Raw genomic sequence first — 12752 nt, 5'->3', positions numbered from 1 at the left:
TTATATGAGTCTTCTCGAGCGTTTAAATAATGATATGAAACAAGCGATGAAAAACAAGGAAAAAGACAAACTCTCAGTCATTCGGATGGTTAAAGCTTCGTTGCAAAATGAAGCTATTAAGCTTGGAACAGAGCTTCCCGAAGATGCAGAGTTAACGGTCCTTTCTCGCGAAGTAAAACAACGCAAAGACTCCCTCCATGAATTTGATAAGGCTGGTCGTGAAGATCTAGTTGAGAAATTGCGTACAGAGTTGGCGATTGTCGAACTGTATTTACCGAAACAGCTTTCAGAAGAAGAGCTGTCTGAGATTGTAACAGAAATAATTTCAGAAGTCGGTGCAAAATCAAAAGCGGAAATGGGAAAAGTGATGGCTGCTATCATGCCTAAAGTTAAAGGTAAAGCAGACGGATCGCTTGTAAATAAACTTGTACAACAACACCTTTCATAGTATTCTGACACAAAGATCGATGGCTTTCAGCTATCGGTCTTTTTACATATATTCGAAAAAAAAATTTATGAAACTTTTTACATGTTAAAACGTAATAAGTAGAGTCAGGATGAAAGGAAGAGAGGAGGATATGAATGATCGCATTTCTTACTGACCCGATTGTTGTAACGGTTCTATTAACGATTGCTGGAGTTGGAATCGTCTTAGAGCTATTTTCACAGAAATTTGGTATCGCTGGTTTCATTGGGGTAGCCGCACTTATGCTATTCTTTTATGGGCATTTTCAAGCAGGGCTGGCTGGATACGGGACATTAACCCTATTTGTAGCAGGAATCCTTCTCATCTTCTTAGAGTTCTTTCTACCGGGAGCTGTTTCTGGTACCCTTGGCGTCGCTGCGTTAATTTTAAGCCTCTTTTTAGCTGGGGAAGATGCCCTCCAAATAGGAGTCTCTATATTAATTGCCTTGTTCGTTTCTATTAGCGTTTTCTTTATTATGATAAAGGTACTTAACAAAAAGCTTGTTCTCTTTAATAAAATGGTTTTGTTTGAGACAGCGAGGAAAGAAGATGGGTATGTTTCTAATGTGAACCGTACAGACCTGTTAGGAATAGAGGGTAAAGCATTGACCATTCTCAGGCCAGCAGGGACGGTTATCATTAATAACGAAAGAATAGATGTGGTAAGTGAAGGCGGTTTCATCGAGCAGAATGCAAAGGTAATAGTCATTAAGGTAGAAGGAGCCCGAATTGTTGTAAGAGAAGTTTGAACCTCACATCACTAAAGTGAAGTGATTCCTACGCTATTGTTTCTATCGAAACAAGGTAAGTAGGCTATCCCCGCAGTTCCTGCGGTTCTCGTTTCCGTTTGTGCGGAAAGAAGTCGTTTCGCTTCTTTTAAAATATTCAGTGAAGCGTTGGCATCTCGATTTTCATGGTGAATGCCACAATTCGGGCAAGTCCATTCTCGTATCGAGAGGTCTTTCACAGCTTTATTTTGCGTGCCACAGTTCGAACAGATTTGAGAAGATGCAAACCAAGTGTTAACGAAAACGATTTGTTTTCCATACCAATTGGCTTTGTACTCCACCATCCGACAGAACTCCGCCCATGAAACATCGTGAATACTCTTGGCTAACTTGTGGTTCTTTACCATATTGGCGACGTCCAAACTCTCCATGGCAATGAGGTCGTGGGTTTTGACCAACTCCGTGGAGCATTTATGCAAGAAGTCCATTCTGGCGTTTGTGATCCGCTCATGTATAGTAGCCACTTTCCGTTTTTGTTTAAGCCAATTCGAAGAACCCATCACTCGTCGAGAGAGGGTTTGTTGCTCCTTGATTAGTTTGGCTTCCATTCTCTTTAAGAAGTGAGGATTTTCGATGTGTTTGCCATTGGTCAATACGGCAAAGTCTTTGATGCCTAAATCAACGCCTACTTCTTGATGGGTTTTCGGGAAGGATTGAATGTCCACTTCTGCGAGAATGGAGATGAAATACTTTCCACTTGGTTTTCGACGCACCGTGGCGTTCAAAATACGTCCTTTGACCTTACGGCTTTTAGCCAAGCGAACCCACCCCAATTTAGGAAGTTTTATCTTGTTACCGTAGATGGAAATGTTGTTATTTGTTTGTTTGGTGGTGTAGCTTTGTACAGAATTCTTTTTGCTTTTGAACTTTGGGGCTTTATTTTGCATTTTGTAATAACGATCGTAGGCATCTGCAAGGTTTTCGACAGCTTTTTGAAGAGCAATGCTGTCTACTTCTTTTAAGAAGGGATACTGTCTTTTCAAGTCAGGGAGGGATTTAATGGTGTCATATTTTTTAATATAAGGACTTTTCCAATTGTTTTTGAGGCAGTTGGCCGTTTTGAACCATTTCTTCTGTGATGTGCCAATAAGCATCTTGGTCTTTTTGTTTACCTAAAAAAGTGTTAAAGACAAAACGAGAACAACCAATGGTTTTGTTGATTAATGTAGCTTGTTTTTCCGTTGGATAAATGCGAAATTTAAAGGCTTTGTGCTGTTTCAAAGGGGCCACCTCCTTTGGGAATGATCTCCTTTATTATAGCACGTATGTTTGGTTTTGAATACAAAAAAGAGTTCGATTCATCCCATGGCTGAAACCACGGGTGTTCTCGAACCCGGTATAAAAAATGAAGGGGGTATTTAGAATGGTTGTAGGTAGTGGAACAATTTTTATTATTGCTGTTGTCATTATTGCACTTATCTTTTTAGGGATATTATTATCATTTGTCCCTGTTATGCTGTGGATTTCAGCATTGGCTGCTGGTGTTCGAATCAGTATTTTTACATTAGTTGGAATGAGGCTAAGAAGGGTAACCCCGAGCAGGGTCGTTAACCCACTTATAAAAGCACATAAAGCAGGCCTGAATGTTACAACTAATCAACTAGAAAGTCATTACCTAGCTGGTGGAAATGTGGATCGGGTCGTAAATGCTCTTATAGCTGCCCACAGGGCAAATATAGAATTATCATTTGAGCGTTGTGCAGCAATTGATCTTGCAGGTCGTGATGTGCTAGAGGCCGTGCAAATGAGCGTTAACCCGAAAGTCATTGAAACACCATTTATTGCGGGTGTTGCAATGAATGGTATTGAGGTTAAAGCGAAGGCAAGAATTACTGTTCGTGCCAATATTGAGCGTCTAGTCGGTGGGGCAGGTGAAGAAACCGTCGTTGCTCGTGTTGGTGAAGGGGTAGTCTCTACCATTGGTTCATCAGATAGTCACAGTAAGGTACTGGAGAACCCTGATCTTATTTCACAAACGGTCCTTTCCAAAGGACTTGATGCAGGTACAGCGTTTGAAATCTTATCGATCGATATTGCTGACGTTGATATCGGTAAGAATATAGGTGCTGAACTTCAAACAGAACAGGCAGAAGCAGATAAGAAAATTGCCCAAGCGAAAGCAGAAGAACGCCGAGCGATGGCAGTAGCTCTAGAACAAGAAATGAAAGCCAAGGTTCAGGAAATGAGAGCCAAAGTAGTGGAAGCAGAAGCAGAAGTCCCGCTTGCAATGGCAGAAGCACTTAAGTCTGGTAATATCGGTGTGATGGATTATATGAACATTAAAAATATTTCTGCTGATACAGATATGAGAGGATCCATCGGAAAAATAACAGGTGAGAAAAAAGACGACCAATAACCCACTTTAATTAAAAAAAGGAGGGTAGGATTTGGAAACGATACTATTCTTAATCATTGTCGGTGTGATCTCAACAATCTTTGGTAAAACAAAAAGCACACAAGGAAAGTCACGAAATAAGCCTTTTTCCGTAGGTAACATGAAAGATATTCGAACGCTTTTTGATGAATATACCAATGTAAAACCAAGAGAAACTTTCTCCGCTGAAACGAAAACTCATACAGAAGTGCCGCAAAACGTAATAAAAGATCTTGAAAAAGAATATGTTCAAGTTAGGCAAGAGTCAGAAGCTAGTCGTACTAGAATGGCAGTAACTCGGCAACAGGCTGAACGAGTGATAGCCCCTACTACGAAAGTTAACCATCAGGAAACGACTATACCTGTTGCGTTAGAAAATCCAGATGCTAATACGATTGTTAATGGAATCATTTGGTCGGAAATTCTTGGCGAACCGCGCGCAAAAAGACCTTATTTTTCAAAAAGAAGATAATTGGATCAGATTAAAGCAACATATGAATCTAAATAGAAAAAAATGTGCTAGAACCCCCTTTCTTTTCATAAATATGAGATGAAAGGGGGTTCTTTTTTTATGGCAAAAAAATGGGCCGGGCGGGTTCGAAACTGGATGGCTAATAAAATGGATCTTCCTCAAGATGTCATGATGGATTTGCCGCGAATAACGATGATAGGACAAATTCATATATATATAGAAAACCATCGCGGCCTTCTGGCATTTTCTGATAAAGAACTCCGATTGTTGTTAAAGCAAGGTCAATTATTAATAAAAGGCAAATCTTTTGTTATTAAAACGATCTTACCTGAAGAAATTTTACTCCAAGGAAAAATTGATCAGGTGACCTATATAACAGATAACCCGGGAGGTACAAAATGAAGAACCAGTGGATAGAATTTTTTTATGGCAGGGTTACCGTTAGAGTTTCAGGAAAGGGGCTTGAGCGGTTTATAAATGTGTTAATAAGAAATGGTCTACATGTTTGGAATGTAAAACGTCATGGTACTGAGACCATAACATTTAAGATGAGACTTCAGGATGCTCTCCGAATCAGAAAATTTGCCAGGAAAAGTGAATGTACAATCTCTTTTTTACAGAGAAATGGTGCGCCATTTCTATTACGGAGATTGTTAAAGAATAGCGGCTTTTTAATTGGAGCAGCTACTTTTTTACTCCTTATATTTCTTCTGTCAAATGTCATTTGGGGAATTGAGATTAAAGGTGCAAAACCAGCTACGGAGTATCAAATACGCAAAGAATTGGACAAGATGGGGGTGAAAATAGGCAAGGTCCAGTTTTTTGTAGATAATGTGGAAGGGATTCAAAGAAAATTAACAAATAATATTGGTGCGTTAACTTGGGTCGGTGTGGAACTAAAAGGGACAACCTATCATCTTCAAGTAGTTGAAAAAAATGAACCCAAAAAACCTGAGGTTCTATCACCCCAAAATTTAATTGCTAAAAAGAAGGCTATTATAGTAAAAATGTTTATTGAAGAAGGCCAAAAGGCTGTAGACATTCATGATCATGTGGAAGCAGGACAACTCCTCGTTTCTGGTGCGTTTGGACAGGAAGAGAGTCCGAAATTGGTGGCAGCAAAAGGGGAAGTTTGGGGTGAAACCTGGTATAAGAGCCACGTTGAGTTGCCGTTAGTCAGTAACTTTAAGGTATATAATGGTAAGGAAAAACAAAAACACTCCCTTTTGCTTTGGAATATGAAAGTGCCTATTTGGGGGTTTGGAAAGCCGGAGTTTAGGGAATATGAAACAGAGGAGAATACTCATAAAATCCATTTTTTAAAATGGGAATTACCGATTTCTTACGTAAATACAACGTTGCGTGAACGGGAGGAAATTACTCGAACCTACTCGGTTAAACAGGCTGAGGAAATTGCGTTAGAAATGGCAAAAAAAGAAATAAAAAGTCACTTAGATGAAGATGCTATTATAAAAGATGAAAAAATTTTACACAAGGTAAATGAAAATGGTAAAGTTATACTAGATATCCATTTTAAGATAATTGAAAACATTGCGGTCGGACAACCAATTTCCAAGGAGACTCCTGAATGACAGAAAAATTAACTACTATAAATGTTCAGTTAGAAAATCCGGCAGAGGCTATTACGCTTCTCGGTAATTCAGATCAAAACTTAAAAACCATTGAACAAGAGCTTGGTGTATCCATTATTACAAGAGGAGAATCTGTAAGCTTGTCAGGTGATGAAGAGAAGGTCACGATGGCTGGAGAAATTATTGACAGATTAATCTTTGTTATTCGTAAGGGTATTAACATCAGCCAGAGAGATGTTTTATACGCCATTGAAATGGCGAACAAAGGAACGCTTGATTACTTTGTTAATTTATATGACGAAGAAATTGGAAAAAACGTTAAAGGTAAAACCATTAGAATTAAAACGCTTGGACAAAGACAATATGTACAAGCTATTAAGAAAAATGACCTTGTTTTCGGGATTGGACCGGCTGGGACCGGGAAAACCTATTTAGCCGTAGTTATGGCTGTTAACGCGCTTCGAAATGGTAACGTCAATAAAATCATCCTAACAAGACCTGCTGTTGAGGCAGGAGAAAGTCTTGGCTTCCTACCTGGGGACTTAAAGGAAAAGGTTGACCCTTATTTGAGGCCCTTGTACGATGCGCTTAATGATATATTAGGCGTGGAGCATACTCAAAGATTAATTGAACGGGGAACCATTGAAATAGCTCCATTAGCATACATGAGGGGCCGTACATTGGACGACGCATTTGTTATATTGGATGAGGCGCAAAATACAACTCATGCACAAATGAAGATGTTTTTGACTAGACTTGGTTTTGGTTCCAAAATGGTAATTACAGGTGACCGAACCCAAATTGACCTGCCAAAGGGTGCTAAATCTGGCCTAATTGTTGCAGAAGAGATATTACAAAATGTAAATGGTATTTCCTTTGTGTTTTTAGAACAAAGTGATGTTGTTCGCCATCCGTTAGTTGGTAAGATCATTCAAGCCTATGAAAAGATAGTTAATCAAAAGTAAGCAAGGGATAAACCATAAGGGTTTATCCTCTTTTTTTTCATTAAACGTGAAAGTTGCCAGAAAAACTGTTATCATTTTACATAAAGCACACGTGTAAGTAGTAATTTGTATTTTTTTGTGGAATTACAAAGCATTTTTTATGGTGTGGTCGGGGGGAGTTAATTGGACAAAATACAGCAACACTTTATACGTATCCGAAAGCTGCTCGATATTACTTTTTTTCGCTTACTTTTTTTCTTTGTATTAGGCTCTGTCCTTTTTTCAGCAATGTACAGTAATGTTAAGCCGGAAAAATTAGAATTAAGCTTATTTTCTGTTGCTGAAAAAACCATTCGTTCCCCTGGGACAGTAGAAGACAAAAAAAGTACCGAAAATAAACGCAAAGATGCACTTGACCAGGTACAAGACGTTTACTCATTAAAAAAAGAATATACTCAAAATAGAGTGGATTTAATTACTTCCATTTTTCAATCAGCAATTGATGTAAATAATGAAATGAAAGAGGAATTAAAAAAGCTGGCTGAACAGGCAACAGAAGATACTCCTATTAAAGAAGAGCCAAGTACGGAGGATAAAGTAACAAGATTAAAAGCAAAATTAACGTCTAGTGCTTCAAAGGATCTCTCTACTCAAGTTCTAACTGCATTAGTGCAAGCTAATAATGATGATCTATCTATTGCAAGAGATATGACAGTGACAGCCATTAACAATGTAATGACTAAAAGGATCTCTGCAGATGAAGTAGAAAATGCAAAAAAGAGAGTGGAAGAGGAGTTAAAATATACAACACTTAGTGAAAACCTAAGAATTGCCTCGATTGAGCTTGGTAGGTATGCTATTATTCAAAATGAATTTTATGACCCAACAGCAACAGAAGAGCTGCGAAATCAAGCAGTTGAAAGTGTAGAACCTGTAAAGATTTTACAAGGTCAGGTTATTGTTGAAGAAGGGGAATTAATTACGCAAGATATCTATCGTCAACTTAAGCTGGCAGGACTCTTAAGCACAGAAAAATCGTTTAAACCGTTTATCGGATTGATCGTGCTAGTCACCATTATTCTTTCTGCCATTTACTATTATTTTTATCAAATGAAATCGTTGCCTGGGAAAAGACAGACCTACCTTCTGTTATTTGGGATTATCTTTATCCTCTCCATCTTTATTATGAAAATAATAAGCATGCTGCAAATATTTAATTTTGCAGGTATTGGCTATATATTTCCTGCCGCGATGGGGGGCATGCTAATAAAGATTCTAATTGACGAGAAGCTTGCGATTTTTATGTCCATTATTATGGCGATTTGTGGCAGCATCCTTTTTAATGAGGGAATGGCAGGAACGCTAAACTTTTCAGAAGGCATTTACATTTTGTTTAGTGCTATAGCTGGGATCTTGTTTCTAAGCAAAAAAAATCAGCGTTCGAAAATTTTACAGGCAGGTACCTTTGCTGCTCTGGTCAATCTACTAACCATTTTGGCGTTAATGTTCCTACCTAATGGTCAGTATTCTGGAGTTGAATATGGGTATTACTTTATTACAGCTCTTGTTTCAGGAATTGGTTCTGCGGTATTAACCATAGGATTATTACCTTTTTTTGAAGCTAGTTTTGGAATTTTATCAACAATGAGGCTGATTGAACTTTCTAATCCCAATCATCCACTGCTCAGGAAAATCCTCATGGAGGCTCCTGGTACATATCATCACAGTGTGATGGTGGCCAACTTAGCTGAATCGGCCTGTGAAGCGATAGGAGCGAATGGGCTTTTAGCAAGAGTAGGAAGTTATTATCATGATATCGGAAAGACGAAACGACCAAACTTTTTCATAGAAAATCAACTGCATTTAGAAAATCCTCATGACCGTCTACCGCCGGATAAAAGTGCAAATATTATTATTGCGCATGTCACTGATGGCTCTCATATACTGAGAAAATATCATATGCCAAAAGAAATTGTTGATATCGCCGAACAGCACCATGGAACAACCCTATTGAAATTCTTTTATCATAAGGCACTTCAGGATGAGACAGCTATAAAGGAAGATGATTACCGTTATCCTGGCCCGAAGGCACAAACAAAAGAATCCGCCGTTGTAGGGATTGCAGATAGTGTAGAGGCCGCTGTTCGCTCATTATCCAAACCTACGCCAGAACTAATTGAATCACTCGTTAAGAAAATTGTTGCAGACAGGCTTCAAGATGGCCAGTTAAATGAATGTGATATAACGTTAAAAGAGATTGAGACTGTCTCACATACGTTATGTGAAACACTTAAAGGGATATTTCACTCAAGGATTGAATATCCAGAAATGACGAAGAAGAAGGTGAAAGAAGCATGACTTTACTAATTGATTGTGCTGACGAGACGAATGAATTATCTGAAGAACATATGCTTGATGTGGAAAGGATATTAGCGTTTGCCGCTAAGAAACTAAATATTAAAGAACATAGTGAAGTGTCTGTAACATACGTTACAAATGAAAGAATTCATGAAATAAACCGAGAGTACCGCGATAAGGACACTCCAACAGACGTTATTTCTTTTGCTATGGAAGAACTAGGTGAAGGTGAAGTGGAGCTAAAGGGTGTGGATATGCCTCGAGTCTTAGGAGATATTATCATCTCTGTCCCTAAAACAAGGGAACAGGCGGAAGAGTATGGTCATTCATTTCAAAGAGAGTTAGGTTTTTTAGCGATACATGGATTTTTGCATCTCTTAGGATATGATCATATGACTAAAGAGGAAGAAAAAGAAATGTTTACATTGCAAAAGGAAATTTTTAACGAGTATGGACTTACAAGATAAAAGAAAGTCAAAACCACTGCTGGGGTCATTTTCTTATGCTGTTGCAGGGATCCTTACCGCTCTTCTTTCAGAGAGGAATATGAGGATTCATTTGATCAGCTCGATAGTGGTCGTTCTCTTTTCCATATACTTTTCAATAACAAAAATGGAATGGATAGTCATCCTTTTCGCTATTGGCGGTATGTTCTCCTTAGAGTTAATAAATACTGCTATTGAAAGAGTGGTGGATCTCGTAACGAAGGAATACCACCCTCTCGCAAAACAAGCAAAGGATATAGCGGCAGGGGCTGTATTCCTTTACGCGGTTCTTTCAGTGATCGTTGGAAATATCATTTTTATTCCATACATATTTAAGCTATTCAAGTAGGTATTTATTAAACATTTTAAATGTATTTGAAATGGTGCAGGGAATTCGGTAAAATGAATTACCAACTTTCATTACTAGACAAGTTGAGTTATGAGAAAATTCTAATTTTTAAAAATTTTATATTACTTTTTCGCTACAAGTAATGATTTTCTCTCGTTTTTAATGTAAAATAAAGGAACAGCAGAAACCTGCTGGAAGGGAAGAAGAGCTAGTGAACATCGAACAATTAATTGAAGAAGCAAAAAAAGCAAGAGATAAAGCTTATGTTCCATATTCCAAATTTGGAGTTGGAGCAGCCTTATTAACAACAGATGGAAAAGTATATCATGGTTGTAATATTGAAAATGCCGCATATAGCATGTGCAACTGCGCAGAACGCACAGCTTTATTTAAAGCCTATTCCGAAGGTGATCGGAATTTTCAATTGCTCGCCGTTGTTGCCGATACAGAACGTCCATGTTCTCCTTGTGGAGCGTGTAGACAAGTAATATCTGAACTTTGTCCAAGAGACATGAAAGTTGTATTAACGAACCTAAAAGGGGATATTCAGGAAATTACAGTCGAAGAATTATTGCCTGGTGCCTTTTCTCCGGAGGATTTACATGCAGAATAATGGGAATGGAAACGGATACAAATCAGGATTTATCTCCATTATTGGGCGCCCCAATGTTGGGAAATCAACCTTTCTAAATCGAGTGATTGGACAAAAAATTGCTATAATGAGTGATAAGCCCCAAACCACACGGAACAAGATTCAAGGTGTGCTAACGATTAATGATGCTCAAATGATTTTTATTGATACACCAGGGATCCATAAACCAAAACATAAATTAGGCGACTTTATGATGAAGGTTGCACAAAATACACTAAAAGAAGTTGATTTAGTATTATTTATGGTGAACGCCGAAGAAGGATTTGGCAGGGGTGAAGAATTTATTCTTGAAAAGTTCCAAACAGTTAATACTCCAATCTTTCTTGTTATAAATAAAATTGACCAGATTCATCCAGATGATTTATTGCCAATTATACAGTCTTATCAAGAAAAGTACGCGTTTAAAGAAATTGTCCCAATATCTGCTCTTGAAGGAAATAATGTGGAGCGTCTTCTTGATCAAATTAAATCCTTCTTACCAGAGGGACCACAGTATTATCCAGCTGACCAAGTAACAGATCATCCAGAGCGGTTTATCATAACAGAGCTCATTAGGGAAAAAGCATTGCATTTAACAAGAGAAGAAATCCCTCACTCTTTGGCTGTTGTTTTAGACAAAATGGAGCGTAAAGAGGGCAAGGATATCATTCATGTTATGGCAACTGTAATTGTGGAGAGAGATTCACAAAAAGGTATTATTATCGGAAAACAAGGAAGCATGTTAAAAGAAATTGGAAAGCGTGCCAGGGTAGATATTGAAAATCTACTTGGATCTAAGGTTTTCCTAGAGTTATGGGTAAAAGTTCAAAAAGATTGGCGTAACAAAATGTCCCAGCTTCGTGATTATGGCTTTAACGAAGATGAATATTGAGACAATAACCCTAACTAAAATATTACGATATAGATCAAATTATGCATGGACAACATTAACAATTTTTTCGTCTTATGATTTTTGCGCAGGCAGGCTATGATAAATGTAAGGTTTGGGATTGAATTAAAGCTAGTCTAAATATTGAAAGGTGGGGTTTTCGATGATGGATTTTACGTGGAAAGTATTCCTTCAAACAGGTAATATTGACACATATCTTCTCTTCAAAGAGCTTGAGAAGGAAAACCAAGAAATACCCGGAAATCTGAATGAAGAGCTAGCACAAATCGATTTTCCCGTTTCATAAGTTTGTCTTCGTACTACTTTAGAAGGTGACATTTATGCTTCAAAAGTGTGAAGGCATCGTCATTAGAACGACAGATTATGGTGAAACCAATAAAATAATAACAATATTTACAAGGGAATGGGGGAAGATAGGTGTTATGGCGAGAGGTGCTAAAAAGCCTAACAGCCGCCTTTCTTCCGTTACCCAGCTTTTTACACATGGTTATTTTTTGGTACAAAGAGGATCTGGATTAGGCAGTCTCCAACAGGGAGAGATTGCTACTTCCTTAAGGTCAATTGGTGAAGATATATTCTTAACTGCGTATGCGAGTTATATTGTTGAATTAACTGATAAATGCACCGATGAAAAAAAACCAAACCCTTTTCATTTTGAATTGCTTCTCCAAACATTGAACTACATGAACGAAGGCTATGAACCTGATATTCTGATGAATATCTATGAAATGAAAATGTTAAATGTAATGGGCTTATATCCAGTCTTGAATCAATGTTCCGTTTGCGGGAGTACAGACGGACATTTTTCTTTTTCCATTCGGGAAGGCGGCTTTATTTGTCACAGATGTTTAGAAAAAGATCGATACCATTATAAATTATCACCAGCTACAATTAAATTATTAAGGCTATTTTATTATTTTGATCTTTCTAGACTAGGAAATATATCTGTTAAAGCAGAAACGAAGGCCGAACTAAAAAATGTGATTGACGCATATTATGAAGAGTACTCGGGACTACACTTAAAAACAAAGAAATTTCTTAACTCCATGGATCAATTTCGTAATCTCTTATGATAGCTATATTGACAATAGCAGAAGTTTTGGTTAATATTTTGGATAATAAAATATTTGCATTGACGGAAAAGAGTAATTAGATTTCTCTCTCTATAAAAGCGAACCTAGGATGGTGAGAGCTAGGGTATAGGGCACTAATGAAGGCGTTCCTGAGCAATTTTGTGTTGATTAGGCACATTTAAGGAGGCTGCTATTACAAGCAGCAAATAGGGTGGAACCGCGGGTAACTCTCGTCCCTATGCTAATAAGCATAGGGGTGGGAGTTTTTTTATTTGCTGAAATAGGCACCCCCTGTTTTAAAGGCACTATA

Annotated in this window: 14 protein-coding genes, 1 pseudogene and 1 other annotated feature; of the genes and pseudogenes, 14 read left to right on the top strand and 1 reads right to left on the bottom strand. The window is 37.9% G+C overall.

Annotated elements, in window-relative coordinates; translation table 11 throughout:
• Nucleotides 1-4 precede the first annotated feature (4 nt).
• The gene (locus tag AC3A54_RS02965) at nucleotides 5-448 is read left to right on the top strand and encodes a GatB/YqeY domain-containing protein (RefSeq protein WP_487653273.1); all 444 of its coding nucleotides are present in this window, start codon (nucleotides 5-7) and stop codon (nucleotides 446-448) included.
• A gap of 134 nt (nucleotides 449-582) precedes the next feature.
• A complete protein-coding gene (locus AC3A54_RS02960; RefSeq protein ID WP_487653272.1) occupies nucleotides 583-1215 on the top strand; it encodes an NfeD family protein in 633 nt (210 codons plus the stop codon).
• An 11-nt stretch (nucleotides 1216-1226) separates the two neighbouring features.
• On the opposite strand, the pseudogene tnpB reads toward AC3A54_RS02960, so the two are convergent.
• Nucleotides 1227-2475, bottom strand: a pseudogene (tnpB, locus tag AC3A54_RS02955) (IS200/IS605 family element RNA-guided endonuclease TnpB).
• A gap of 142 nt (nucleotides 2476-2617) precedes the next feature.
• Between tnpB and floA the strand changes: the two are divergent.
• The 12 genes from floA (at nucleotide 2618) to recO (ending at nucleotide 12442) form a co-directional block, all read left to right on the top strand.
• Nucleotides 2618-3610, top strand: coding sequence for a flotillin-like protein FloA (gene floA / locus AC3A54_RS02950; protein WP_335544013.1), 993 nt, complete (start codon nucleotides 2618-2620; stop codon nucleotides 3608-3610).
• Between the two features lie 31 nt (nucleotides 3611-3641).
• On the top strand, nucleotides 3642-4100 hold the full coding sequence (locus AC3A54_RS02945; RefSeq protein WP_487653271.1) for a hypothetical protein: 459 nt from the start codon (nucleotides 3642-3644) through the stop codon (nucleotides 4098-4100).
• A gap of 99 nt (nucleotides 4101-4199) precedes the next feature.
• Nucleotides 4200-4502: a sporulation protein YqfC gene (gene yqfC / locus AC3A54_RS02940; protein ID WP_335544011.1), complete on the top strand. Its 303-nt coding sequence runs from the start codon at nucleotides 4200-4202 to the stop codon at nucleotides 4500-4502.
• Nucleotides 4499-5692: a sporulation protein YqfD gene (gene yqfD / locus AC3A54_RS02935; protein ID WP_487653270.1), complete on the top strand. Its 1194-nt coding sequence runs from the start codon at nucleotides 4499-4501 to the stop codon at nucleotides 5690-5692. The genes yqfC and yqfD overlap by 4 nt, the downstream gene beginning before the upstream one ends.
• Nucleotides 5689-6657, top strand: coding sequence for a PhoH family protein (locus AC3A54_RS02930; protein WP_308083132.1), 969 nt, complete (start codon nucleotides 5689-5691; stop codon nucleotides 6655-6657). The genes yqfD and AC3A54_RS02930 overlap by 4 nt, the downstream gene beginning before the upstream one ends.
• Nucleotides 6658-6819: 162 nt before the next feature.
• A complete protein-coding gene (locus tag AC3A54_RS02925) occupies nucleotides 6820-8994 on the top strand; it encodes an HD family phosphohydrolase (RefSeq protein WP_487653269.1) in 2175 nt (724 codons plus the stop codon).
• Entirely contained in the window at nucleotides 8991-9461 is a 471-nt protein-coding gene (ybeY, locus tag AC3A54_RS02920; RefSeq protein WP_487653268.1) for an rRNA maturation RNase YbeY, read from the top strand. Before AC3A54_RS02925 ends, ybeY begins: the two co-directional genes overlap by 4 nt.
• Entirely contained in the window at nucleotides 9445-9828 is a 384-nt protein-coding gene (locus AC3A54_RS02915; RefSeq protein ID WP_487653267.1) for a diacylglycerol kinase family protein, read from the top strand. The genes ybeY and AC3A54_RS02915 overlap by 17 nt, the downstream gene beginning before the upstream one ends.
• 211 nt (nucleotides 9829-10039) lie before the next feature.
• Nucleotides 10040-10441, top strand: a complete 402-nt coding sequence (locus AC3A54_RS02910) for a cytidine deaminase (protein WP_308083136.1) — start codon at nucleotides 10040-10042, stop codon at nucleotides 10439-10441.
• Entirely contained in the window at nucleotides 10431-11351 is a 921-nt protein-coding gene (gene era, locus AC3A54_RS02905) for a GTPase Era (RefSeq protein WP_487653266.1), read from the top strand. Before AC3A54_RS02910 ends, era begins: the two co-directional genes overlap by 11 nt.
• Before the next feature lie 160 nt (nucleotides 11352-11511).
• Complete coding sequence (locus AC3A54_RS02900; RefSeq protein ID WP_024030127.1) at nucleotides 11512-11655, top strand: YqzL family protein; 144 nt, start codon at nucleotides 11512-11514, stop codon at nucleotides 11653-11655.
• Between the two features lie 34 nt (nucleotides 11656-11689).
• Nucleotides 11690-12442, top strand: coding sequence for a DNA repair protein RecO (gene recO / locus AC3A54_RS02895; RefSeq protein WP_487653265.1), 753 nt, complete (start codon nucleotides 11690-11692; stop codon nucleotides 12440-12442).
• A 50-nt stretch (nucleotides 12443-12492) separates the two neighbouring features.
• Nucleotides 12493-12683: a binding site (T-box leader), on the top strand.
• Nucleotides 12684-12752: the final 69 nt, after the last annotated feature.

It is taken from the genome of Neobacillus sp. Soil_C_43, assembly GCF_057656715.1.
This window is presented reverse-complemented; position numbering and strand designations above follow the sequence as displayed.

Bases quoted from the DNA above. Each gene is read 5' to 3' on its own strand.
- AC3A54_RS02960 (WP_487653272.1), top strand. From the start codon at position 583: ATGATCGCATTTCTTACTGACCCGATTGTTGTAACGGTTCTATTAACG.
- recO (WP_487653265.1), top strand. From the start codon at position 11,690: ATGCTTCAAAAGTGTGAAGGCATCGTCATTAGAACGACAGATTATGGT.
- era (WP_487653266.1), top strand. From the start codon at position 10,431: ATGCAGAATAATGGGAATGGAAACGGATACAAATCAGGATTTATCTCC.
- AC3A54_RS02965 (WP_487653273.1), top strand. From the start codon at position 5: ATGAGTCTTCTCGAGCGTTTAAATAATGATATGAAACAAGCGATGAAA.
- AC3A54_RS02900 (WP_024030127.1), top strand. From the start codon at position 11,512: ATGATGGATTTTACGTGGAAAGTATTCCTTCAAACAGGTAATATTGAC.
- AC3A54_RS02915 (WP_487653267.1), top strand. From the start codon at position 9,445: ATGGACTTACAAGATAAAAGAAAGTCAAAACCACTGCTGGGGTCATTT.
- yqfC (WP_335544011.1), top strand. From the start codon at position 4,200: ATGGCAAAAAAATGGGCCGGGCGGGTTCGAAACTGGATGGCTAATAAA.
- yqfD (WP_487653270.1), top strand. From the start codon at position 4,499: ATGAAGAACCAGTGGATAGAATTTTTTTATGGCAGGGTTACCGTTAGA.
- ybeY (WP_487653268.1), top strand. From the start codon at position 8,991: ATGACTTTACTAATTGATTGTGCTGACGAGACGAATGAATTATCTGAA.
- floA (WP_335544013.1), top strand. From the start codon at position 2,618: ATGGTTGTAGGTAGTGGAACAATTTTTATTATTGCTGTTGTCATTATT.
- AC3A54_RS02930 (WP_308083132.1), top strand. From the start codon at position 5,689: ATGACAGAAAAATTAACTACTATAAATGTTCAGTTAGAAAATCCGGCA.